Genomic DNA, 22,026 nt, shown 5'->3' on the forward strand with positions numbered 1-22,026 from the left:
TGATGAAGGATCGGCTCGTCAACAAAAGTTGATGACGGTGACGGCTCCCGTGCGCCGCGCCGCCCGGAGCGGTCAGGCGGTCACGGCCGCCGCGGTGGCGAGCAGTTCCTCCAGCGTGCCGGGGAAGTCGCGGAGCAGGCTCGTCGCCACGACCCAGGCGTCCACGTCCTCGCGCAACCGCCGGCGCACCGTGTCGCGGGCGAATTCACGGCACACGATCAGGGCGTATGCGGCCGGCCGGGCCCCGGCCAGGATCTCCGCCTGGGTGAGCATCCCGTCACGCAGGAGGTCGCCCAGTTCCCGGATCGGGAACTCGCGCACGGGAGGGTCGGCGACCAGCGCCCGGGCGACGGCGGGGGACTGCACCCACCCGTAGGAGAAGAAATGCGGATGGCGCCGGACGAGGGTGTGGAGCAGGGCTTCGGGGCAGTCCGGGTGGTAGGCCGCGAGGGCAGCCGCCGGATCGGGGATCCGGTCGGCACCGGGATCCTCGGCCAGGCGGCGCCACAGCGCGGCGGGGACCCGGCGGGGCAGCGCGCGCAGGGGTTCGGGCGACGGCCAGGTCTCCAGGTCCGCCGGCGACGCGCGACCCTCGATGCGGTAGCGGGTACGGCCCCGCCGAGGATCGACGGACCAGATGCCCTCGTCGGTCCGGGCGAGTGCCTTGACTACCTCGGCGGAAAGCTCGTCCTCCACCTCCGCGAGCGCCTGGATCGCGTCGCGGCGGGCCGTGATCCGGCGGGCGATCCCGAGCGGGAGCTCGCCGGGCCACCGGCGGGCGAGCGCGACCGCCACCGCCGGGGCGAGACCGTGTCGGCCGGCGCCGAACGCGTGCAGGTCGTCCGGGTCCAGCGCGGAGACGACCTCGGCCGCCGGGCCCGGTTCGGCGCGGGTCAGCAGGAGCGACAACGGGCTTGTCGGGTACCGGAGCGGGCCGGGCGGCGCGGTGGGCGGCCCTGCGGTCCGGCCCGGGTCCGCGGCCGGCGCGGGAGTGCCGGCCGAGTGCTCGACGTGGCGCAACAGTTCGTGGACCGTCCCGGGAAATCCCGGTCCCGCACGGGCCAACCGCAGCCAGCCCGGGACATCGTTCGGCAGCAGCGGGCGGAGCGCCGTCACGAGCGGGTCGAACGCGGCGGCCCCGGCGGATCGCGCGTCGAACGCGTCGATGGCGCGCAGGACGTCCCAGGCGGGCCGGCCCGCGCTCAGGAACTCCTCGGGCGTCGTCACACCCGCCAGCAGGGCCTGTTCGAGCGGGCGATGGTTGTGGTTCGCGGCGGCGTCCAGCACGGCCACCACCGACGGCGGGCAGCCCTCGGTGCCGGCCAGGGCCGCGGCCACCTCGGGCGTGAACGGCTCCCGCCGATGGGCCCGCGCGAGCGTGTCCCAGTCCGGCGGCGTGTCCGAGGTCGCGAGCACGTGCCGGGCCTCGCCGCGCCGCAAGCCGCCGGCTCGCAGCAGCGTGACGAGTTCGCGCTCGTCCGGTCCGGCGCACGCGCCGACCTCCAGCAACATCAACCCCTCGGGCGCGTCGAGTGCCGCGCGCACGATCGGCGCCACCACCTTGGTGCGATACCGGCCGACGGACAGCGCGGCGTGCACGGCCTCCGGCCCTTCGGCCCGCCACAGTCCGGCGAACGCCCGCAGCCGGGCCCGTTCGACATGGGGTCGGTTGGCGAGCCTGCCCAGGACGGTCAGCGCGTGCCGGAGCAGTCGGCCGTCACGCGCGTACACCAGGGCCAGCGCGTGCGTGCGGGTGCGGGTGGTGCGCAACGTCTCGCGCAGTTCGGGATCCAGGGCACGGCCGAGGATCCGGCGGCGGATGCGGGTGTCGGCGCGGGGATTGAGGAAGACGTGCCGATCGATCTCGGAATCGTCGAGCGCGACCAGCCGATCCAGGACCGAGCGAGGCAGCCGGTCGTATCGGGCGAGCGCGATGTGTACGGCCCGATCACCGTCGGTCAGCGCGTGGTCGACCACCTCGGGCACGTCGGACAACAGGGCCGCCAACCGGCCGCGCCCGCTGGGATCGCAGCGCGCCACGAGCTGCACGACCAGGCTCGGATCGGCGTGCCTCCACAACATCGAGATCGCCCTGCTCACCGCTGCCCCGTTCCGTCCCGTACCGCCCCGTCGCGTGTGCGTCCCGCCGCCCGACGCCTGTCTGGACCGGCGCCCGGCGACGCGCGGGGTCGTCGTCCGGCGGGCCAGTCTGGCATCGACGCCGGGCGCGCCGGCGGCCGGCCGGGGGCCACCGAGCCGGCCCCGGACGTCGTGGCGTGCGCCTCGCGCCGTGTGGCACGTGCCGGCGGGGTATCGTCGTGGCACGGTGTCGGGGGTGACGGACGGGGTCCGAGGTGTCGATCCGGGTGTTGATCGCCGACGATCAGGCCTTGTTGCGAGGCAGCTTCGCGATGCTCGTGGACACCGCGCCGGGACTGGCGACGGTCGGCGAGGCGGCCACCGGCGTCGAGGCGGTCGAACTGGCCCGGCGCGAACGCCCGGACGTGGTCCTGATGGATGTCCGGATGCCCGAGATGGACGGCGTGGAGGCGACCCGGCGAATCTGCGGACCCGAGGGCGTACCCGGCACCCGGGTGCTCATCCTGACCATGTTCGACCTGGACGCCTACGTGTATCCGGCCCTGCGCGCGGGCGCGAGCGGGTTCCTGCTCAAGGACACCCGGCCGGCCGAACTGCTCACCGCGATCGGCGTGATCGCGGCCGGCGAGGCGCTCCTGGCGCCGACCGTGACACGACGGCTGATCGCCGGCTACGGGCCGACCGCCCCGAGCGGGGAACCGGCGTCGCCGCCGGGCGAGTTGGTCGGGTTGACCGACCGCGAACGCGAGGTGCTGGCGCTGGTCGGCCGAGGGTTGTCCAACGCCGAGATCGGCGCGCGCCTGCGGGTCGGCCTGCCGACGGTCAAGTCGCACGTGAGCCGCCTCCTGGACAAGCTCGGCGCCCGCGACCGCGTGCAGTTGGTGATCGCCTGCTACGACACCGGCCTGGCCGCCCCCGCCCGCCCGGGCGCCGGATCCTGGCGGTAGGGCAACACGGCGACCACGCGGAAGCCACCCCCGGCGCGCGGACCGGCGGTGAGCGTGCCGCCGTGCAGCGCCACCCGTTCGCGCATCCCGACGAGCCCATAGCCGTGCGGTCCGGCCGCGGTGCCGGGACCATCGTCGCTCACCTCGATCCGCACCCGCCGGCCGTCCGCCTCGACCGAGACCTCGCAACGGGCGGCCGGGGCGTGCCGGGTCACGTTCGTCAGCGCCTCCTGGACAATGCGAAACGTGGACAGGCCGACACCCTGGGGGAGCTCGCGCACGTTCGCGACCCGCAGGGTGACCCGTACGCCCATCCGCGTCGCACGTTCGACCAGTGCCCCCAACTCGGCGACGCCGGGAGCCGGTCGTGACCCGGCCTCCTCCTCGGCGCGCAGCACACCGAGCATCCGGCGCAGATCGGTCAACGCCTCGCGGCTGGTGGCCTCGATCACCCGCAGCGCCTCGACCGCCTCCCCGGGACGACTCTCGGCCACGTGGCCCGAGATCGACGCCTTGACCGCGATCACCCCCATCGTGTGCCCGACCACGTCGTGCAACTCGCGTGCGATGCGCAACCGTTCGTCGGCCGCCGCGCGCTCGGCCGACTCCCGGGCGGTGCGTGCCGCGAACTCGCGGCGGGCGCGTACCGCCCGGCCGATCGTCCACGCGCCGCCCAGCGCGCCGGTCGCGGCCATGGCCGGCGCCGGATCGATTCGCCACGCGTACGCGGGCCCGAACGCGGCCAGCGCGAACAGCGAGCCCGCGCCGAGCGCCGCGATGGTCGGCGTGGGTAGGCGGCGGCGGTGAAGGGAGAGCGCGACCGGGTACAGCGCGAAGGCGGCGGCGACGAACAACGTGCGTGCGGCGCCCACGACTTCCGCCGCGACACACGCGGCGAGCACCACGGCGAACACCGGCCCCGGCCATCGGCGCCGGACCGCGATCGGAGCCCCGATCCCCAGGGCGAACAATCCGCGTGCCCACCACGGCAGATGACGTCCGTGTCCGCCCGACCACGCGGCGAGCGTGAACCCCACGGCGGCCGCGCCGTCCAGCGCGAACAACCACCGTCGGGTCAGCCGTCGGGTCACCGCCGAGCGCAGGCCGAACTCGTTCACACCCCGACCCTACGGAGCGCGACCGCGGCCCGCCTCATCCCCCGGGATGTCAGTCGGCCGCCCGATGTGCCAAGGCCTCCGGGCACCCGAGGGTGATCCGCATGATCGAAGTGGAAGACCTGACCAAGCGATACGGGCGGGTCGTCGCCGTCGACGCGCTGTCCTTCGTGGTGCGTCCCGGTGTGGTGACCGGATTCCTCGGCCCCAACGGCGCCGGCAAGTCCACCACCCTGCGGCTGATCCTCGGCCTGGCCGCGCCCACGCACGGCACCGCCCGGATCAACGGCCGCGCCTACGCCGAACTGCCGCGCCCGATGCGCGAGGTGGGTGTGCTGCTCGACGCGGACACCGCGCACGCCGGACGGACCGCGGTCGACCACCTGCGCTGGCTGGCCCGCAGCAACGCCCTTTCGCGCCGCAACGTCGACGCGGCGTTGGAACAGGTCGGTCTGGCCGCGGTCGGTCGCACCCGGGTCGGCGGATTCTCGCTGGGCATGCGCCGGCGACTGGGACTGGCCGCGGCGCTGCTCGGCGATCCCGGCGTCTTGATCCTGGACGAGCCGACCAACGGCCTGGATCCGGACGGCATCCGCCGACTCCGCGACCGGATCCGCGCCCTGGCCGGCGAGGGCCGCACGGTCTTCGTCTCCAGCCACCTGATGAGCGAGATGGAACTGACCGCCGATCGCCTGATCGTGATCGCCGAAGGGCGTCTGATCGCCGACACCTCCGTGCGCGAGCTCACCGATCGTTTCGCCCGGGGTGTACTGGTGCGTTCGCCGCGCGCGGGCGAACTGGCCTCGGCCGCGGTGTCCGCGGGCGCGACGGTGGCGTCGGAGCCGGACGGCCGCCTCCTGGTGCGCGGGCTCGAACCGCACGACATCGGCGACCTCGCCGCGACCCGCGGCATCCCGGTGTGGGAAATCCGCGCGCGAACCGCCTCGCTGGAGGAGGCGTACGTCGAACTGACGGCGGGCCGCCTCGAATTCGTGTCGACGGAGCCGGCGCGATGACCGACGTGCTCGCCGCGGAATGGCTCAAGCTGCGCACCGTGCGCTCCACGTACATCGTCCTGGCCGCGCTCGCCGTCGCCATGGCCGGCACCTGCGCACTCGCCGCGTACGGCGCGCACACCTGGGACGGGTTGTCGGCGACGGACCGCGCGCACTTTTCCATGTCGCCCCTGGAACCGCTCTTCCTGACCGTCGCCGAGATGAGTATGGCCGTGCTCGGCGCGCTGACGATCACCTCCGAGTACGCCGGCGGCATGATCCGGGACACGCTGGTCGCGGTGCCCAGGCGCGGACGCGTGGTGTGGGCGAAGGCGGCGGTCGTCGGCACGTTCGCCCTGGCGCTGGGATCGGTCTGCGTGTTCGCCACGTCCTACCTGACCCGGGCCGTGGTCGGGGACCGGCCGATCCCCGCCTACACCGACGCGGGTGCTCCCACGACCGGTCTGCTGATCACGCAGAGCCTGGCGATCACGGTGGCCGCGCTGGTGGGATACGGGCTGGGCGCGGTGCTGCGGTCCACGGCGGGCACGATCAGCGCCGTGGCCGGTCTCCTGTACGTCGTTCCGATGGTCGCGCACAACCTGCCCGCGCCCTGGGACGCACGGGCCGGCTCGTTCGCTCTCGACAGCCTTCCGGGTCAATTGGCGGGCACCGGCAACCCCTATTCCATCTACGGCACGACCCTGCCGCCGATCGCCGCCGCCGCGGTGATGGGTGCCTACGCGGTCGTGCCGCCGACCGTGGCCGCGATCCGGATCCGCCGCCGGGACCAGTGATCGAGGCGCTGATCGGGCGCGCGGAGCCGGTGCCCCGAACCCGCCCGAGGGCCTGCGCACGTCCCGGTCATTCGCGGCGCCCCAGGGCCCTGGCGCGGGTGTAGCCGCGGGCCGCGAGGAGCGCGCCGGCGGCGGTGAGCACGGAGTAGGCGAGGAGCGCCGGCGCGAAGCCACCCGGGAGCCACGGGAGCAGCCCGCGCTCGTCGTCGCCGAAGAGAAGTCGGACCAACCCCTGTCCGAAGGCCACCATCACGACCATGCCCAGGATCTGTCGAACGTCATGTCTCATGGACTCCCTCCTTCAACGTCCCGCGTTACGAACGTATCAGCGAGATGGCCGAAATCTGCCTTTGCAAGCAGCAATAGTTACGTTTCGTCACACAAAGCGCACGCTAGAATGAGCACCATGCGTGACGAAAAAGGGTCGGGGTGTCGGATGTGCGGCGCCGACATCGCCGGGTCGCACCGCGGTCGTCCCGCCCTGTACTGCTCCCGGAGTTGCCAGGCCCGGGCGTATCGTCGACGCAAGCAGCCACCCGTCGCGACCGCGCCGACGGAGGCCCGGCCCAGGGACGTCCGGGCCCGGCAACGGCGCCGGATCGCCGAGGCGGTGTGGCGGATCGCCGCCGAACAGGGCCTGGACGCGGCGAGCATGCGCCGGATCGCGACGGAGGCCGGCGTGTCCCTGCGGCTGGTCCAGTACCACTTCGCCGGCAAGCACACCCTCCTGGTCGACGCGCTGCGCCTGCTGCACGAGGAGAACGGTCGGCTCGCCAGGACCCGGATTCCGACCGACGCGGGTGACATCCCCGGGCTGTTGCGGTCGATCCTGGGCGAGTTCCTGCCGATGGACGAGCAACGCGGCTTCGCGCTGCGGGTGTTCGCGGCCTACTACGCCCGTAGTCTGACCGACCCGGAGCTCGCGGAGGTCTTCCTGGCCGCCGAACAACCGCTGGAGCACATGGTCGCGGACATCATCGAGACGGGTCGCACGGCCGGGCTCGTGGCGCCGGGCCTGGACGCCGGGCACGAGGCGGACCTGCTGGTGTCGGGGGTCACCGGGCTGGGTCTGGACGTTCTGCACAACCGCCGCTCGCTCGCGGAGGTGCGGGTGGTCATCGACTACCACCTGGCCCGGATCTTCCCGACGGCGGTCGTCTCGGACTGATCCTCACGCGGATCCGCACCCGGCCCCTCGTGGGCGGCGGGTCGCGAAAAAAGAAGTTCCCGCGGATTCGGAGAGAAATCCGGGCGCGGACGCACATCCCCACCGAACGGGTCGTCACGCGCGGCCCCCAGGCGAAGGGATGCCTCCATGTACCGGTTCTCGCACCCGCGTTCGGTCGCTCGCCGAACCGCACACACCGCGCTTCACCTCCCGCGTCGAACGGGCACGGCGGTGGCCGGCGTGCTCGCGGCGACGACGCTCGGATCCGCCGTCGGCGGCTGCGCGCTGCTCGCCCGCGCCGCCGTGGAGGTGACCGCCGAAGCGGCCGTCACGGCCACCGCGTCCGCCTTCTTCGAGCGCGTGGGCCGGGACCGGGCCGACGTGCACCCGGCGCCGGACGGCGGCCGTCGTCGTGGCGACACCCCCGGTCTGTACGGCGTCGCGCGCGACGTGCCCGGTTGCGACCGGCCCAGGCTCGTCGCGCTGCTGGCGGCCGACCCGGTCAAGGCCGCCGCGTGGACGGCCGCCCTGGGCATCACGATCGCGCAGATCGACGACTTCGTGGCCCGCACCACGCCCGTTCTGCTGCGCCAGGACGCGCTGGTGCGCAACCACCGGTTCCGCGGCGGCACGGCGGAGGGCTACCCCGCGCTGCTCCAGGCGGGTACGGCGGTGCTGGTCGACCCGTGGGGTCGGCCGGTGGTCAAGTGCGGCTGTGGCAACCCGCTCACCGCCCTGGCCCAGGCGCCGGACCGGATCAAGCCGAACGGTCTGACCCCGGCCTGGAAGCGGGTGTACGACAAGCGCGCGGTCGTCGCCGTCACCGGCGGCGACGGCGGCCCGATGTCCCGCATCGTGCTGACCGACCTCGACCGCCCCGACGTCACGATCGTGCGGCCGACCGGGACCGCCGGCGAGGCCGACACCACCTCCGAGCGCCGACCGAAGCCTCCCTCGGACCACCCGTCGACGCTGCCCGCGCCCGGCCGATCGGCGCCCACCACCTCGACGCTGCCCGCGCCCGGCCGGTCCGCGCCCACCACCTCGACCAACCGCCCCGGCGGTCGAAGCGTCGGGCCGACGAGCCCCTCGCGCACCGCGGCGCCGCCGGTGACGTTGACGCTGTCGACGAACACGGTCGCCGTCGGCGCGTCGTACACCGCGCGCGCGGCCGGCTTCGAGCCCGGAGAGCGGATCACCTTCCAATGGACCGGAGCCAGTACCGGAACGATCGACACCGTCACCGCGAACCGCGACGGGACGGCGGTGATCTCGGTGCGCGAAGGCGCGGCTCCGGGCGACTACCGCATCCTGGCCCGGGGGGCCGTGTTCGGCCGGATCGCCGCCGCGCCGCTGCGCGTGGTGGCCGCCACGTCGCCGGCGGCGCCCGCGCCGACCCTGACGCTCTCCACGAGCACCGTCGCGGTCGGCGCCTCCTACACGGCGCGCGCGGCCGGATTCCGCCCCGGCGAACGGATCACCTTCCGCTGGACCGGGGCCGGTTCCGGGACCATCACCACGGTCACGGCGGACACCGCCGGATCCGCCTCGATCTCGGTTCGCGAAGGGGCCGCCCCCGGCGACTACCGCATCCACGCCGACGGCCTGGGCTCGGGTCGCACCGCCGGCGCCCCGCTGCGCGTGGTCTGACCGGCACCGGGAAATCGCGTCGGCCGGGCCGGGCGGATCGCCGGGCCCGGCCGAACTCCCGGGCGGGAGGCCGCTGTCGGTGGGGGACAAGAGGGGACGCGGAGAGTCAGCGTGAACCGGTCAGGTGTGCGAACAGCACGGTGTTGTCCTGGTAGCCCCCGTTGTCGGGGTCGTAGTCGCCGCCGCAGGTGATCAGGCGCAACTCGGCCCGGTTCAGGTCGCCGTACACCCGCTGTGTGGGGAACTCGGCCTTGGCGAAGCGCTCCACGGAGTCGACGGTGAACACCGCGATGCTCCGGTCCGCGCGGTGGATCTCCACGGTCGACCCCGGGTGCAGGGTGCCGACGTCGTAGAACACGGCCGGGCCGGAGGCGGAGTCGAGGTGGCCGACCACTACGGCGGGGCCGAGTTCGCCCGGCGTGGGTCCCTGGTTGTACCAGCCGGCGTGACGCTCCGGATCGGGGGGCGGAACCTCGACGGCGCCGTCCGCACCGAGCCCGACCGAGGTCACGGGGGCATGCAGGCCGATCTCCTGGATGTCGACCGAGGCGGGCTCGGCGCGGGCGAGGATCGGGCCCTCGACCGCCGGCGCGGCGGGAGGGACGGGGTCGGCAGGGCCATTCGGGCCGCCCGGGCCGCCGGTGGGCGTCGTGGCGGGCGCGTGCGTGGACACCACCTTGGGCGCGGCCGTGGCCGCGGCGGGTGGACGTCGTTCCTGATAACCGAGCACGGCGAGCACGACGCCGCAGACCAGCACCGCGACGGCCGCCACCAGCAGGAGGCGGCGGCCGGCGCGATGGACGAAAGGTGTGTCAGCCACGCAGGTTGCCCCGGCGCAGCGCGAACGCACCGGCCCCGGCACCCGCGACGGCGAGTGCGGCGCCCAGACCCAGGAGGCTGTTGTCGGACTCGGTGGTGCCACCCGCGCCGCCGGCCACCGCGCCGACCGGCAGCAGCTTGGTCTGGCCGGCCGGCCTGGCCTCCGGACGGGCTTCGGGCTTGTGGACGGGCGCGGCGGGCTTGTGCACGGGCTTGTGCGGGGCCGGCTTCACCGCTTCGGGGTGCTTGACAGGGTGCTTGACGGGGTGCTTGACGGGGTGCTTGACAGGCTTGTGGTGGTCCACCACGACCGTCTTGTGGTTGTTCACCACGTAGCTGTTGGTCGTGTGGCTGATGTGGTTGTTCGTGACGACGGTGTTCGTCACGTGGCCGATGACGATGCCGTCCGACTTGTGGCTCGGCTTGTGCTCCGACTTGTGGTCGGGCTTGTCCGCCGGCTTACTGCTCGGCTTGTGGGCCGGCTTGTGGTCGGGCTTGTCCGCAGGCTTCTCGGCGGGCTTGTGCGCCGGCTTGCTCGAGCAGTCGTGCGCCGGACGGGGGCAAGTCGGGGCACCGTTCCCCTTCTTGCCCTGCTCCGCGCCGGATCCGCTGTCGGCGCCTGACGCCTCGGCCTTGATGTCCTTGGTCTGCGGGCCGGGACCCTCGGCGGCCGTGGCGGTGCCTCCGATGGCTACGGCCAACAGGCCGGCGGCTACGGTGCTGCAAAAGACACGAGTGGTACGCATCAGGGACGATCTCTCCTTCGCAGCCGGCGCGTGATCGGCGATCCGATGGGGAACGCGACGGCACTGCGGAAAGTTGCCTCATATATTGCGAAAATCACCCTTAGTAGCGCTAAGTAACACTTATGGGTGATCACCGCTCTTCGGGTCGGGAGCCGATCCCGCCGGTCGAAAGCGACCAACTCCGGTATTGCTGGGGTGAGTTGCGCGTCATCGGCGGTTTTCTCGGCCGGACGTGAAATGAGGCGCCCGTGGGCGGTGCCGACGGGCCGACGGAAGAACACACGCGCTCGAACAGCGAAGCGGATCAACCTTTGGCCGGGGTGACCGATGGGTCGGCCCGAAGCCCCCAATCGGCGGTCGGACCGCGCTACCATCCACCGGCCGTACAACCGCGTCCGGTCGTACATCCGAGTGGGGGACCGTGGTGCGTGGCGCCGGTGGGCGAACAGCGGGATCACGGAAGGTGTTTCGGGTCGCGGGGGTGGCGGCGGCCCTGGCGGCCGTGTCGTGCGCCCCGGCTCCGACCGCGTTCGACGGGGCCGAGCACGACGTCACGCGGGAGTATCTGCGTACGGTCGCCGACGGCGGTTCACCCGCGGCGCTCTACGGCGCCTGCGCCGGTGCGAACGGCGCGGACGCGCATCGGATCCTGGCCGGCGAGGGGACCGGGTTCAGCTTCTCGCTCGTTGCTTCCACCCGGACCGACGACACGGCCACGGTCAACGTGAAGGTCACCGGACAGGACCATTCGGCCTCTCCCTACAACGTCGACCTGCGCCGGGAGAACGGGAAGTGGCGGGTCTGCGCCATGGGCCCGGGCCATATCTCGATCGACGTCGACGCGTTTTAGGCCCTGTCCGGCGGATCCTGGTGGGTCCGCGCCGCCTGGCACCGCGCCTCGCCGCACCGGAGAAACAGCCGAATACAACCACTATGCGGCTGCTTCCCCGGCACGCCGATGCACGGCATCCGCCCTTCGGGCTCCTTGCTGCGCTCACGACGCGGCCCGATCCACCACGATCCGCCGGACAGGGCCTGGTGCCGGGGCGGTGGGCGGGTGATCCCACGTGTTCCGGCGACGGGGAGCGGGCCGGTCTGCGATATTTCGCACGAGCCCGACCGCGCACTCCCGGAACGGAATCGGTGAAACCATGACACCCGACCGCCACGCCTTACCATCCGCAAACGACCCCACCCGCGCCTTCGTGCGTCGGGACCGTCCGGCCGGCCCGACCCGGCGGCGCGCGCTGCGTACGCGGGTCGCCGCGATCGTGGTCGCCGGCCTGTCGGTGATCGGGGCCGGCTCGGTGAACGCCGCCGCCGCGACCGCCGAGAGCGCACCGCCCACACCCACCCTGGCCTGGGCACCCTGCGCCCAGGACGCGACCTTCGAGTGCGCGAACGCTGCGGTGCCGCTGGACTATCGCGACCCCCGCGGGCGTACCCTCACCCTCGCGGTGATCCGACACCGGGCCGCGGATCCGAGCAGGCGGCTGGGCACCCTGGTGATGCAACCGGGCGGACCGGGCAACTCCGGGGTCGACTTCGTGCGCGGCAACCACGCCGCGCTGCCCGCCGAATTGCGGGACCGGTTCGACGTATTCGGCTTCGACGCGCGCGGAATCGGGCGCAGCGCCCCGTACGAGTGCTGGGACGACGTCCGCTACGCCCAGGAGATCGGGGCCTCGCCGGGACACCCGGGCCCCGACGCGTACCGGCGCGCGGTGACCACCGCGCGGGACTTCGACGCCGCGTGCGCCGCCAAGGCCGGCGACGTACTGCCGTTCATGGGCACCGACTACGTCGCCCGCGACCTGGACCTGCTGCGACAGGCCCTGGGCGAGCGCCGGCTCTCCTTCTACGGACGCTCGTTCGGCAGCTTCGTCGGCACGGTGTACGCGGACCGATACCCGGGGCGCGTCCGCGCGATGGTGCTGGACGGCGGGTACGACCCGGTGCGCTACGCGAACCGCCCCTACGAGTACGACCGGCCGCAATATCTGGCCCTCGACGGCGCGATGGGCCGCTTCCTGGACTGGTGCTCGGCCGACCCGACCGGCTGCGGGTTCGGCGGCGGCGACGCGCGCGGCGCCTTCGACCGGCTGGTGTCCGAGTTGGACGCGCGCCCGGTGGTCACCCCGTCCGGAGCGCTCGCCAACGGCTACACCCTGGTGTATCGACTGATGTTCAACATCAACGAGGGCAAGGCGATCTGGCCCGCGTTCGGCGCGGCGCTGCGGCAGGCGGAGCTGCGCGACGGTACGGCGTTCCTGCTTCGACCGCCGTCGCCGGCGAGCTTCGACTTCCTCACCGCGAACATCGCCGTCGAGTGTGTCGACCGCGTCTACCCGAAGGACCCGGGCCGACTGGAGCGCAACGTGCGGGCCAACGTCCGCGACGCGCCGCTGCTCGGCCCGGCCATCGGCTTCGGCCCGCCCACCTACGACCACAACCACGCCCCGGCCTGTGTGCAGTGGACCGGTGAGCGGGTCAGCCGACACCAGGGCTCGTACCGGGCGTGGGGCTCCGCGCCGATCCTGGTCCTGGGCACCACCGGCGACCCCGACACCCCTTACCGGGACGCGGTCGCGCTGGCGGATCGGCTGGACAACGGCCGGCTGCTCACCTTCCGCGCCGAGGGGCACACCGCCTTCGGCCGCAGTGCGTGTGCCAAGGCGGCGGCCACGGCCTACCTGACCGATCTGGACCTCCCACCGCGCGGCACGGTCTGTGCCGACGAGGTGGACCCGACCGCCGCGGCGGCGCCCCGCGCGGAGCGGGCGGCCGGACCGGGCCGCGACGAAGGGTTCGACCGGATCGACTGACCCGGATCGCCGACCGGATCGGCCGACCCGCCCCGGCCGACCGGACCGTCGATCCGGATCGGAGCCCCCGGGGCCGGGGCCGGGGTCGATACGATGAAGGTATCCAGCCCCGGCCCCGGCGACCGGCGGGAACACCCGCCTCGCGTCGCTTGTTCTCTTCCCGGGTGAGTAGTCGAGGCAGTCAGGAGTTGCGACATGAGTGCTCAGGTGGAGAAGGCGGTTCTGGCCGGCGGATGCTTCTGGGGGATGCAGGACCTGATCCGCAAGCAGCCGGGGGTCACCGCCACCAGGGTCGGCTACTCGGGCGGCGACGTCCCGAACGCGACCTACCGCAACCACGGCGACCATGCCGAGGCGATCGAGATCCTCTTCGACCCCTCCGTGACGACGTACCGCGACGTCCTGGAGTTCTTCTTCCAGATCCACGACCCCACCACCCGGGACCGGCAGGGCAACGACATCGGCCGGAGCTACCGCTCGGCGATATATTTCGCCGACGAGCAGCAGCGCGCGACGGCCATCGAGACCATCGCGGACGTGCAGGCCAGCGGCCTGTGGCCGGGTGACGTGGTCACCGAGGTGGAGCCGCTGGGCGACTTCTGGCAGGCCGAGCCCGAGCACCAGGACTACCTGGAGCGCTACCCGCACGGCTACACCTGCCACTTCCCCCGCCCCGGCTGGAAGTTGCCGCGCCGTACGCACGCCTGACCCGCAATCCTCGCGCCCCGCACCGTACGGTGCGGGGCGCGAGGTCGTTCGGCCGGGCCCGCGCCCGGCGCGGTGGGTGGAACTGTCGGCCGACCGGTCGCGTCCCCCACCGCGGATCCACGTGCGGATCAACGTAGAGTCTCCCCACCTCCGGGAGGCCGGCGAACGCGGGACGGCACACGATGACCACGACACCAGGTATCGACGACGAGCATCGGCCCCGGGACCCGGGCGATCCGCCGCGCGTCCTGGTCGTCGACGACGACCCCGCGATTCGCCGCGCCCTCGAACGCGGCCTGCGCTTGGCCGGCTACCACGTGCTGCTCGCGTCGGACGGAGCCGCCGCGCTCGACCTCACGGGCAGCGCCGAGCGCCCCGTGCCGCGGGCACCGCACGCGATCGTGCTGGACGTGGCCATGCCCGGCCGCTCCGGCATCGAGGTCTGCGCCACGCTGCGGGCCCGAGGCATCGAGACCCCGGTCCTGATGTTGTCCGCCCGGGACGAGACGGCCGACCGGATCACCGGCCTGGAATCGGGCGCGGACGACTACCTGGTCAAACCCTTCGACCTGCGCGAACTCGACCTGCGGCTGCGGGCGCTGCTGCGCCGCCGCCCACCGGACGCCGCGACGGACTCGGTGCTGCGCGCGGGCCCGCTCGTGCTGGACCGCGCCGCGCACCTGGCCACCCACGACGGCGAGCCGGTGAACCTGACCGGCCGCGAGTTCGCCCTGCTCGACGTGTTCGTGCGCAACGCCGGCCAGGTGCTGACCCGCGATCAACTGCTGGCCCGCGTCTGGGGATACGACTTCGAAGTACGAACCGACGTGGTCGACACCTTCGTCAGCTATCTGCGCCGCAAACTGGAGGCCGGCGACCGACCGCGCCTGCTGCACACCGTGCGCGGCGTCGGCTTCGTGCTGCGGGTGCCGGACGGCCGGCGGTGACCGCCGCCCCGGACCGGGCCCGCGAAACGCGCCGTAGACCGGCCATGCGGCTGTCCACCCGGATCGCGCTGGCGGTGGGCGTGCTCGTCCCGCTGCTGGTGATCGCCGCCGGAACCCTGGTCGTCCGGTGGGTCACCGCCGATGTGACCCACCGTCAGGACGTGGCCCTGCGGCAGCGCGCCGACCATCTCGCACCCGACGCGCGGGCCCTGGTGCGTGCCGTGGAGAACGAGCGGGAGAACGCCGTACGAGCCCGGGAGAACCGGCTGCTGGACGGTGCGCTCGACCTCGGCGTACGGGTCGAACTGCCCGGCGGCCCGGTGTCGGCCGGGCCCCAACCGCCCGCGGGCGTGTCGCTGCCGGACGCGAGGCGCCGGAGCCCGGTCACCGTGCGTGCCGGCGGCAAGGCGTGGCGCATGGTCAGCCGCCCACTCGGCGCGAGCGGCACGCTGCGGGTGTTCCAGCCCACCTCGGAGACCGACGCGCGCACCGCGCTGCTGCGCCGGCGCGTGTACGTGGTGGCCGGATTCGCGGTACCCGTCTCCGCGCTCGCCGGCCTCGCCGTCGGCAGCACCGCCACCCGGTCGTTGCGGGCGCTGCGGCGGCGGGCGGCCGCGATCGAACCGGACGACGCGGCGCGCCCGGACGTGCACATCGCGTCGGGGGTCGCCGAGGTGGACGATCTCGGCCGCACGCTCGCGGCGGTCCTGGGTCGCTACGACACGCAGACCGCCCGGACCCGGGAGGCGCTGGAGACGGCCCGGGCGTTCGCCGCGACGGTGGACCACGAACTGCGCGGACCGCTCACCGGCATGCGCACCGACCTGGACGTGCTCGCGACCTACCCCGAACTGGCGCCGGCCGAGCGTACGGAGATCGTCGCCGACCTCACGGCCGGGCAGGAGCGGATCCTGTCGCTGCTCGCGTCCCTGCGCGCGCTCGCGCAGGGCGATCTGGCCGACGGCCAGTCCTTCGAGCGGGTCGATCTCGGCGAACTGGCTCACGCGGCGGCCCGCGACGCGCGCACCCACCGACCCGACGCGGACGTGGTCGTGTCCGCTCCGAAGGACGAGGTCCGGATCGACGGCCTGGGACCGGGGCTGCGGCTGCTCCTGGACAACCTGATCGGCAACGCGCTGGTGCATGGGCGCGGACCGGACGGCGCGGTCTCGATCCGGATCGGGGTCGAGGCCGGGGTGGACGGGGCCCGGATCCGGGTGGACGACGACGGACCCGGCATACCGGTCGAGCGCCGCGAGGCGGTGTTCGAGCGGTTCCGGCGGGGCCCCGACAGCCCCGGTGCGGGTCTGGGCCTGACCCTGGTCGCCCAACAGGTGGCCCTGCACCTGGGACGCGTCACGGTGGGGACCCCGCCGACCGGGCGCGGCACCCGCGTCGAGGTCGTGCTGCCGCTTCGGCGCCCGGACGTGGAGCCGAGCCGGACCCGGGGGATCCGGCACGACTGGTTGACTCGGGAACCGGCGGCACGGGCGGCCGGCGGCTGAACGCGCGGCCGAACCGGAAGTGGGACCGGCGCCGGGAGCGGTCACCGAGCGCCGGGTTCGGGCGCCGGCGAAGGTCGGGCCGGCCACCGCACCGGCCTCACACGAAGCCCACAGGCAGCCCACAAGAACCCCACAGAACAGGGTCATACCGTCGCGGCACGCCACCTCGCACCGGAGTGGTGAACCGTGAACTCGGGAGAAGCACCATGTCTCGCCGTAACACCGCGCGAACCCGCGCACCCCGCCGTCTCGCGACGCTCGGCGCCCTCGCGGCGCTGACCACGATCGCCGGCCTGGCCGCCGCCCCCGCCGCGCAGGCCGGCCCCATGCCCGGCGCCGACAAGCACAAGCCCGCCATCTGCAAGCGGCTCCCCGCGATCGACACCCGGCTGGACAAGGCGATCGAGCGGCTGAACGGCGCCGCCGTGGTCAAGGGGTCGATCGCCCACCTGCAAGAGCGGATCGCCACCGCGGACCGGCTCGACCGCCCGGCGGTGAAGACCTACCTGAACGACAGGTTGACCACCCGTCAGCGCCTGCTGCCCGAACTGCGGCAGCGCAAGACCGATCTGGCGAACGTGAAGACCTGGTGCGACGCGCGGCAGCCTGCCGCCGGCAAGTGACCGGCGCACCTCGTCGGGCCGGTGCCGCCCTGATCGCGGTCCTCGTGCTGGGCACCGCGCTGAACGCGTGCGGTGGATCGGACGACAGCGGCGGCGGACCGGTCCCCGCCGGCACCCGCGTCGCTCCCACCGGCGCACCGACGGACCCGGCGGCCATCCTCGCCGAGGCGGAACAGGCGGCCGACCGGGCCGACCGGGACGCCGACGCCCCGGAGACCCCGCCGGGCTGACCGGGCGGGCCCGGGCGCACACCCGACCTCGAGCACCCGGCGTCGCGCACATCAGCGGTACGCACACCGGCGGGCCGCACCCGATCGTGGGCGGCCCGCCGGCCCGCCGGCCCGCCGGCCCGCCGGCCCGCCGGGCCCTGAACGACCTCGCCGCTAGCCCCGCGCCACGCCCTCGGCCGGCTCGTCGGCCGGAACGCGCACGGCGACGAAGGCCGGGGTGCGGCGCAGTCGGAAGCCGAGGGACTCGTACAGGCGGATGGCGTTCACGTTCTCGGCCGCGGCGTGCAGGAACGGTGTGTCGCCACGTGCGGTGATGTGCGCGACCAGCGCGAGCACCAGCCGGGTGGCCAGACCCCGTCCGCGCCGGGTCGGATCGGTGCACACCGCGCTGATCTCGGTCCAGCCGGGCGGGCGCAACCGTTCCCCGGCCATCGCGACCAGCGCGCCGTCGTGTCGAACGCCCAGATACGTGCCCAGTTCGATCGTGCGCGGCAGGAACGGGCCCGGTCGGGTACGGGCGACCAGATCGAGCATCTCGGGCACGTCGGCGTCGGTGAGCCGGACGAGCGAGTCGTCGGGTATGCCGAAGACCGCGTCACCCACCAACTGCACACCGCGCATCCGCATCACCACCTCCCACGCCGCGGGCGGCCGCAATTCCTCGCCGTCGGCCAGCGGTACGACCGCACCCGGGCCGGCGAGCGCGGCCAGATCCGCCCAGTCCGCCGGACCGGGGTCGTCGGGCAGAGCCATGAACGGCGCCACGTCGGCGCGATAGCGCACGACCCGGCCCTTGCGTTCGGCCAGCCCGGCGTGCGGGCCGGTCAGGGACGAATAGGCCACGTTGTCCAGCACGCGCACATCGTTCATGGCGTGCCGATCATCGACCGGGCTCGGGACATCGTCGATCCACTCCGCTCTCGCGTCACCAGGGGAGGAAGGGCCGGATCGGCCGGTGCCCACGCGCCCGATCGGGCGACGCCACACCGAACACCCTTGGCCCTGCCGGGAAAAGGCCGCTGCGGGCACGTCGAGGGACCGACCTGCCGATCCCCTCGGGACCCGCCGGCCACGGCACCGGTCGGAACGGCTCAGCGGGAGCCGGGCAGGCCGAGGCGACACGCGGCACTGCTCACCCGCAGCAGGTCGATGTGCCTGCGGGTCGCCAACCGGATCCTGGCCTGCATGATCGGCAGGCTACGAGCTTGATCGCGCCCCGTCAAAGGGCTTCCACGGTGTGACACCGCGACCCGCGTCGCCCGCGGCCGCGCCGGATCCGCCCCTTCGGGGCGCCGATCCGGGAGCGGCAAGAGGCATGCCCGGCCGCGTCGTTGCCACCGTCCGGGTCGATGGACAAGACCCGGCGGGCTGCGTTAGCGTCGCGATGTCGGCCGATACCGGTCGGCGCCGCAGTACGTGTCACGAGTGCCGACATCGAGCCCCGGCTGGTCGGCCGGCAACCCTCCTTCGCGACGGGGTGCCCCGGGTGAGGACACGGCCGCGCGTCACTCGCGGGGCAATCGCGGGGCCCGCCTCGACGGGCCCGGGGGCAAGGGGACGATGTCATGAGCAGGTGCGTGATCGCGGTGGAGCACCGCGCCGCCACCATGCCCGCCGTCCCGACTTCGGCCGGCCGCCGGGAGAGCACGATCGGCACCCGCGGACGGCGCGCGACGTCGCCCCGGACCCGGCTGACCCGGCGCCTGTTCATCGATCTGCGCCGCTCCGCCGGCTCCCTGTGTCACTGATCCACTAGCACCCGCCACCCCGAGCCGTACGCGCCGCGAAGCCGCGGCACCGCCCGCCCGAGGTCGCGTCACCGTGCCCGTCCGCCGTCGAGCCGGCTCCGCCATGGACGCCTGCTCCCGGACGAACCCGCCCTGAAATCCCGAGTGTTCGGCACCCGCCGAACGCTCGGGAGCGGGCGCCCACCCGCCGCCGGGCACCCATGAGACCCCTTCCCGGCCGACCATCGCACGGAGCAGGCCGCCGGGCGATCGGCCGCGCCGCGTCGTGCCGCCCGCCCGTGACTCACCGTCGTCACCCGCGGTCGTCCCCATCGTCACCGCTCGCCGCTGCCACTCACTGTCGCCGACCACCGTCGTCATCCACCCGAAAGCGAGATTTACCGATGACCACCCCGAACACCCCCGTCCCCACCCCCCTGCATCTGGCCCTCGCGCTGGACGGAGCCGGTTGGCATCCCGCCGCCTGGCGCGAACCCGACGCCCGCCCGGAGGAGTTGTTCACCGCCCGCTACTGGACCGACCTGGTCGCCGAGGCCGAGGCGGGCCTGCTCGACTTCGTCACCATCGAGGACGCGCTGTCACCCCAGTCCACCCGCTTCGACGGCTTCGACGCCCGCACCGACCAGGTCCGCGGCCGGCTGGACGCGGTACTGATCGCCTCCCGCGTCGCGCCGGTGACCGAGCACATCGGACTGATCCCGACGGCGACCGTGACGCACACCGAGCCCTTCCACGTCTCCAAGGCGATCGCCACGCTCGACTACGTCGGCCTCGGCCGCGCCGGGTGGCGTGCCCAGGTGTCCCGCCCGGCCGAGAACACGCACTTCGGCCGCCGCGAGCACGCGCCGTTCTCCATCGAGGACTACCACCGACCCGAGGTGCAGGCGGCCGTCGCGGAGAGCTTCGCCGAGGCCGAGGACTTCGTCGAGGTGGTACGCCGACTGTGGGACAGTTGGGAGGACGACGCGGAGATCCGCGACGCCGCCACCGATCGGTTCATCGACCGCGACCGGGTGCACTACATCGACTTCGTCGGGTCCAGGTTCCGGGTCCGCGGGCCCTCGACCGTGCCGCGCCCGCCCCAGGGCCAACCCCCGGTCACCGTGCTCGCCCACTCCACCGTGCCGTACCGGCTCGGCGCCCGCTCGGCCGACGTCGTGTACGTGACGCCGCGCGACCACGACGACGCGCTCGCCATCGTCACCGAGATCCGCACCGAACAACGCGCCGCCGCACGCGAGTCGGAGACCGTGCACGTCTTCGGCGACCTGGTCGTCTTCCTCGACGACACCGCGACCGCGGCCCGCGAGCGCAAGGCCCGGCTGGACGACCTCGACGGCACCGAGTACACCAGTGACGCACACGTGTTCACCGGCACCGCGGCCGAACTCGCCGACCTCCTCCAGGACTGGCAGCGCGCCGGCCTGACCGGATACCGCCTGCGCCCGGCCGCGCTGCCGCACGATCTGCAGGCGATCACCCGCGAGTTGGTGCCCGAACTGCAACGCCGCGGCGTCTTCCGCACCGAGTACACGGCCGGTTCGCTGCGCACCCGACTCGGCCTGCCGCGCCCGGCGAGCCGCTACGCGACGCCCACGGCCGCGGCGTGACCCGCGCCGAGTCCACCAGCCCCACCGCCGTCCCGGCAATCGTCCGAAGGGACCCATCCCGATGAGCACGTCGCGCAAACAGATCATCCTCGGCGCCTACGTGGGAGGCGTGAACCACCACACCGTGTGGTCCGACCCCGAAGCCGGCAGCCAGATCGACTTCTCCTCCTTCAAACACGTCGCGCAGACCGCCGAACGCGGCCGATTCGACTTCTTCTTCCTCGCCGAGGGCCTGGCCCTGCGCGAACGCCTGGGCCTGATCTTCGACCAGGACATCGTCGGACGCCCCGACACCCTGCCCGTGCTCACCGCACTCGCCGCCGTCACCGAACACCTGGGCCTGATCGGCACGGTCAACGCCACCTTCAACGAACCCTACGAACTGGCCCGCCAGTTGAGCACACTCGACCACCTCTCCGGGGGCCGAGCCGGCTGGAACGTGGTCACTTCCTTCGACGCCTTCACCGGCGCGAACTTCCGCCGCGGCGGCTTCCTGGACCGCGAGGACCGCTACACCCGGGCAGCCGAGTTCCTGGCCGCCGCCCGCGAACTGTGGGACTCCTGGGCGGCGGACGCGGTGGCCGCCGACCGGGCGGCGGGCGTCTTCCTGCGCGATCCCAAGGCCGGCGAATTCTCGTTCACCGGCGAGCAGTTCGACATCGCCGGCCGGTTCGGCACACCGCGCAGCCCGCAGGGCCGGCCGGTGATCCTGCAGGCCGGCGTCTCGCCGCAGGGTCGCGACTTCGCCGCCGGCGGAGCGGACGCGATCTTCTCCCCGTACCACCGCTTGGACGAGGCCCAGGAGTTCTACCGCGACATACAGGCCCGGGCCACCCGCCTGGGCCGGCCCGCCGGTTCGGTCAAGCTGCTGCCGTCCGCGTCCTTCGTGCTCGGCGAGAGCGAGGCCGACGCCGTCGAGCGGCACCGCGACATCACCCGGCGCCAGATCGGCGGACGCACCGCGCAGATCCTGCTCGAGACGGTCTGGAACCGCGACCTGTCCGGCTACGACCCGGACGGACCCCTGCCCGACGTGGAACCCGACCCCGACGGACCGCCGGTGATCCGCGGTCGCGCCCGGATCGCCGAGGACGCCCACCGCAGGGTGGCCGAGTGGCGCGCACTGGCCGAGGCCAACTCGTACTCGCTGCGCGACCTGGCCATCCACGTGTTCGGCCGCACCGAGTTCGTCGGCACCCCGGAACAGGTGGCCGAGCGGATCGACACGTTCGTGCAGCAGGACGGCTCGGACGGATTCATCCTGGGCTCGCACCTGACCCCCACCGGCCTCGACGAGTTCGTCGACAAGGTGGTGCCGCTGCTCCAGGAACGCGGCTCGCTGCGCGCCGAGTACACCGGCGGCACCCTGCGCGAGAACCTGGGCATCGGGCCGGTCCGGGAGGAGGGCGCCGCGGCACGCGTGGCGTGAGACCCGGTCGGGTGGATCGCGGCGCCGCCCGCCCGGGCGACCCCCGCGATCCACCCGACGGCCG

Annotated in this window: 22 protein-coding genes and 1 riboswitch; of the genes, 15 read left to right on the forward strand and 7 right to left on the reverse strand. The window is 73.5% G+C overall.

Going from position 1 to position 22,026, the window contains the following annotated elements; genetic code table 11:
• Positions 1-72: 72 nt before the first annotated feature.
• The gene (locus tag ACZ4FV_RS16685; protein WP_465322829.1) at positions 73-2,100 is read right to left on the reverse strand and encodes a hypothetical protein; all 2,028 of its coding nucleotides are present in this window, start codon (positions 2,098-2,100) and stop codon (positions 73-75) included.
• A 254-nt stretch (positions 2,101-2,354) separates the two neighbouring features.
• On the opposite strand from ACZ4FV_RS16685, the gene ACZ4FV_RS16690 reads away from it, so the two are divergent.
• On the forward strand, positions 2,355-3,047 hold the full coding sequence (locus tag ACZ4FV_RS16690; RefSeq protein ID WP_465322830.1) for a response regulator: 693 nt from the start codon (positions 2,355-2,357) through the stop codon (positions 3,045-3,047).
• Here the strand turns inward: ACZ4FV_RS16690 and ACZ4FV_RS16695 are convergent.
• Entirely contained in the window at positions 2,993-4,165 is a 1,173-nt protein-coding gene (locus tag ACZ4FV_RS16695) for a sensor histidine kinase (RefSeq protein WP_402237974.1), read from the reverse strand. The two genes, ACZ4FV_RS16690 and ACZ4FV_RS16695, sit on opposite strands and share 55 nt — an antisense overlap.
• Positions 4,166-4,266: 101 nt before the next feature.
• Between ACZ4FV_RS16695 and ACZ4FV_RS16700 the strand changes: the two genes are divergently transcribed.
• Together ACZ4FV_RS16700 and ACZ4FV_RS16705 are read left to right on the forward strand one after the other, a co-directional pair.
• Positions 4,267-5,178, forward strand: coding sequence for an ABC transporter ATP-binding protein (locus ACZ4FV_RS16700; protein ID WP_465322831.1), 912 nt, complete (start codon positions 4,267-4,269; stop codon positions 5,176-5,178).
• Positions 5,175-5,954: an ABC transporter permease gene (locus tag ACZ4FV_RS16705; RefSeq protein ID WP_465322832.1), complete on the forward strand. Its 780-nt coding sequence runs from the start codon at positions 5,175-5,177 to the stop codon at positions 5,952-5,954. Before ACZ4FV_RS16700 ends, ACZ4FV_RS16705 begins: the two co-directional genes overlap by 4 nt.
• Positions 5,955-6,021: 67 nt before the next feature.
• Here ACZ4FV_RS16705 and ACZ4FV_RS16710 read toward each other — a convergent pair whose 3' ends face one another.
• Positions 6,022-6,243: a hypothetical protein gene (locus ACZ4FV_RS16710; RefSeq protein ID WP_395860785.1), complete on the reverse strand. Its 222-nt coding sequence runs from the start codon at positions 6,241-6,243 to the stop codon at positions 6,022-6,024.
• Between the two features lie 117 nt (positions 6,244-6,360).
• Here ACZ4FV_RS16710 and ACZ4FV_RS16715 point away from each other — a divergent pair, with 117 nt between their 5' ends.
• Both ACZ4FV_RS16715 and ACZ4FV_RS16720 read left to right on the forward strand, forming a co-directional pair.
• Positions 6,361-7,122 carry a TetR/AcrR family transcriptional regulator gene (locus ACZ4FV_RS16715; protein WP_395860783.1) on the forward strand — a complete coding sequence of 254 codons (762 nt, stop codon included), beginning with the start codon at positions 6,361-6,363 and terminating at the stop codon, positions 7,120-7,122.
• 147 nt (positions 7,123-7,269) lie between these two features.
• Positions 7,270-8,772, forward strand: a complete 1,503-nt coding sequence (locus ACZ4FV_RS16720) for a DUF6777 domain-containing protein (RefSeq protein ID WP_465322833.1) — start codon at positions 7,270-7,272, stop codon at positions 8,770-8,772.
• A 106-nt stretch (positions 8,773-8,878) separates the two neighbouring features.
• Here the strand turns inward: ACZ4FV_RS16720 and ACZ4FV_RS16725 are convergent, their stop codons facing one another.
• On the reverse strand, positions 8,879-9,592 hold the full coding sequence (locus tag ACZ4FV_RS16725) for a class F sortase (protein ID WP_402237984.1): 714 nt from the start codon (positions 9,590-9,592) through the stop codon (positions 8,879-8,881).
• A complete protein-coding gene (locus ACZ4FV_RS16730; protein ID WP_402237986.1) occupies positions 9,585-10,337 on the reverse strand; it encodes a hypothetical protein in 753 nt (250 codons plus the stop codon). Before ACZ4FV_RS16730 ends, ACZ4FV_RS16725 begins: the two co-directional genes overlap by 8 nt.
• A gap of 463 nt (positions 10,338-10,800) precedes the next feature.
• Between ACZ4FV_RS16730 and ACZ4FV_RS16735 the strand changes: the two genes are divergently transcribed.
• The 7 genes from ACZ4FV_RS16735 to ACZ4FV_RS16765 all read left to right on the forward strand — a co-directional run bounded on the left by ACZ4FV_RS16735 (position 10,801) and on the right by ACZ4FV_RS16765 (position 17,175).
• A complete protein-coding gene (locus ACZ4FV_RS16735; protein WP_395860776.1) occupies positions 10,801-11,187 on the forward strand; it encodes a nuclear transport factor 2 family protein in 387 nt (128 codons plus the stop codon).
• Between the two features lie 301 nt (positions 11,188-11,488).
• Positions 11,489-13,162, forward strand: a complete 1,674-nt coding sequence (locus tag ACZ4FV_RS16740; protein ID WP_465322834.1) for an alpha/beta fold hydrolase — start codon at positions 11,489-11,491, stop codon at positions 13,160-13,162.
• A gap of 195 nt (positions 13,163-13,357) precedes the next feature.
• Complete coding sequence (gene msrA / locus ACZ4FV_RS16745; protein WP_395860772.1) at positions 13,358-13,870, forward strand: peptide-methionine (S)-S-oxide reductase MsrA; 513 nt, start codon at positions 13,358-13,360, stop codon at positions 13,868-13,870.
• Positions 13,871-14,052: 182 nt separating this feature from the next.
• Entirely contained in the window at positions 14,053-14,817 is a 765-nt protein-coding gene (locus tag ACZ4FV_RS16750) for a response regulator transcription factor (protein WP_402237992.1), read from the forward strand.
• A gap of 44 nt (positions 14,818-14,861) precedes the next feature.
• The gene (locus ACZ4FV_RS16755; RefSeq protein WP_395860768.1) at positions 14,862-16,322 is read left to right on the forward strand and encodes a sensor histidine kinase; all 1,461 of its coding nucleotides are present in this window, start codon (positions 14,862-14,864) and stop codon (positions 16,320-16,322) included.
• Positions 16,323-16,528: 206 nt separating this feature from the next.
• A complete protein-coding gene (locus ACZ4FV_RS16760) occupies positions 16,529-16,945 on the forward strand; it encodes a hypothetical protein (protein ID WP_402237995.1) in 417 nt (138 codons plus the stop codon).
• Complete coding sequence (locus ACZ4FV_RS16765; protein ID WP_395860764.1) at positions 16,942-17,175, forward strand: hypothetical protein; 234 nt, start codon at positions 16,942-16,944, stop codon at positions 17,173-17,175. Before ACZ4FV_RS16760 ends, ACZ4FV_RS16765 begins: the two co-directional genes overlap by 4 nt.
• A 153-nt stretch (positions 17,176-17,328) precedes the next feature.
• Here ACZ4FV_RS16765 and ACZ4FV_RS16770 read toward each other — a convergent pair whose 3' ends face one another.
• Together ACZ4FV_RS16770 and ACZ4FV_RS16775 are read right to left on the reverse strand one after the other, a co-directional pair.
• Positions 17,329-18,045 (reverse strand): GNAT family N-acetyltransferase, encoded by a 717-nt coding sequence (locus ACZ4FV_RS16770; RefSeq protein ID WP_395860763.1) that lies wholly within the window; start codon positions 18,043-18,045, stop codon positions 17,329-17,331.
• Between the two features lie 221 nt (positions 18,046-18,266).
• Positions 18,267-18,362 carry a putative leader peptide gene (locus tag ACZ4FV_RS16775; protein WP_395860761.1) on the reverse strand — a complete coding sequence of 32 codons (96 nt, stop codon included), beginning with the start codon at positions 18,360-18,362 and terminating at the stop codon, positions 18,267-18,269.
• Positions 18,363-18,592: 230 nt separating this feature from the next.
• Positions 18,593-18,704, forward strand: a riboswitch (SAM riboswitch).
• Positions 18,705-18,740: 36 nt separating this feature from the next.
• On the opposite strand from ACZ4FV_RS16775, the gene ACZ4FV_RS16780 reads away from it, so the two are divergent.
• The 3 genes from ACZ4FV_RS16780 to ACZ4FV_RS16790 all read left to right on the forward strand — a co-directional run bounded on the left by ACZ4FV_RS16780 (position 18,741) and on the right by ACZ4FV_RS16790 (position 21,962).
• Positions 18,741-18,923, forward strand: a complete 183-nt coding sequence (locus ACZ4FV_RS16780) for a hypothetical protein (RefSeq protein WP_395860759.1) — start codon at positions 18,741-18,743, stop codon at positions 18,921-18,923.
• 383 nt (positions 18,924-19,306) lie between these two features.
• Complete coding sequence (locus ACZ4FV_RS16785; RefSeq protein ID WP_465322835.1) at positions 19,307-20,533, forward strand: LLM class flavin-dependent oxidoreductase; 1,227 nt, start codon at positions 19,307-19,309, stop codon at positions 20,531-20,533.
• A 61-nt stretch (positions 20,534-20,594) separates the two neighbouring features.
• A complete protein-coding gene (locus tag ACZ4FV_RS16790; RefSeq protein WP_402238004.1) occupies positions 20,595-21,962 on the forward strand; it encodes an NtaA/DmoA family FMN-dependent monooxygenase in 1,368 nt (455 codons plus the stop codon).
• Positions 21,963-22,026: the final 64 nt, after the last annotated feature.

Source organism: Embleya sp. NPDC025285 (assembly GCF_055558835.1).

Coding starts and splice junctions, on each gene's coding strand:
- ACZ4FV_RS16780 (WP_395860759.1), top strand. CDS start 18,741: ATGAGCAGGTGCGTGATCGCGGTGGAGCACCGCGCCGCCACCATGCCC.
- ACZ4FV_RS16720 (WP_465322833.1), top strand. CDS start 7,270: ATGTACCGGTTCTCGCACCCGCGTTCGGTCGCTCGCCGAACCGCACAC.
- ACZ4FV_RS16785 (WP_465322835.1), top strand. CDS start 19,307: ATGACCACCCCGAACACCCCCGTCCCCACCCCCCTGCATCTGGCCCTC.
- ACZ4FV_RS16760 (WP_402237995.1), top strand. CDS start 16,529: ATGTCTCGCCGTAACACCGCGCGAACCCGCGCACCCCGCCGTCTCGCG.
- ACZ4FV_RS16740 (WP_465322834.1), top strand. CDS start 11,489: ATGACACCCGACCGCCACGCCTTACCATCCGCAAACGACCCCACCCGC.
- msrA (WP_395860772.1), top strand. CDS start 13,358: ATGAGTGCTCAGGTGGAGAAGGCGGTTCTGGCCGGCGGATGCTTCTGG.
- ACZ4FV_RS16775 (WP_395860761.1), bottom strand. CDS start 18,362: ATGCAGGCCAGGATCCGGTTGGCGACCCGCAGGCACATCGACCTGCTG.
- ACZ4FV_RS16705 (WP_465322832.1), top strand. CDS start 5,175: ATGACCGACGTGCTCGCCGCGGAATGGCTCAAGCTGCGCACCGTGCGC.
- ACZ4FV_RS16710 (WP_395860785.1), bottom strand. CDS start 6,243: ATGAGACATGACGTTCGACAGATCCTGGGCATGGTCGTGATGGTGGCC.
- ACZ4FV_RS16700 (WP_465322831.1), top strand. CDS start 4,267: ATGATCGAAGTGGAAGACCTGACCAAGCGATACGGGCGGGTCGTCGCC.
- ACZ4FV_RS16770 (WP_395860763.1), bottom strand. CDS start 18,045: ATGAACGATGTGCGCGTGCTGGACAACGTGGCCTATTCGTCCCTGACC.
- ACZ4FV_RS16755 (WP_395860768.1), top strand. CDS start 14,862: ATGCGGCTGTCCACCCGGATCGCGCTGGCGGTGGGCGTGCTCGTCCCG.
- ACZ4FV_RS16715 (WP_395860783.1), top strand. CDS start 6,361: ATGCGTGACGAAAAAGGGTCGGGGTGTCGGATGTGCGGCGCCGACATC.
- ACZ4FV_RS16790 (WP_402238004.1), top strand. CDS start 20,595: ATGAGCACGTCGCGCAAACAGATCATCCTCGGCGCCTACGTGGGAGGC.
- ACZ4FV_RS16730 (WP_402237986.1), bottom strand. CDS start 10,337: ATGCGTACCACTCGTGTCTTTTGCAGCACCGTAGCCGCCGGCCTGTTG.
- ACZ4FV_RS16750 (WP_402237992.1), top strand. CDS start 14,053: ATGACCACGACACCAGGTATCGACGACGAGCATCGGCCCCGGGACCCG.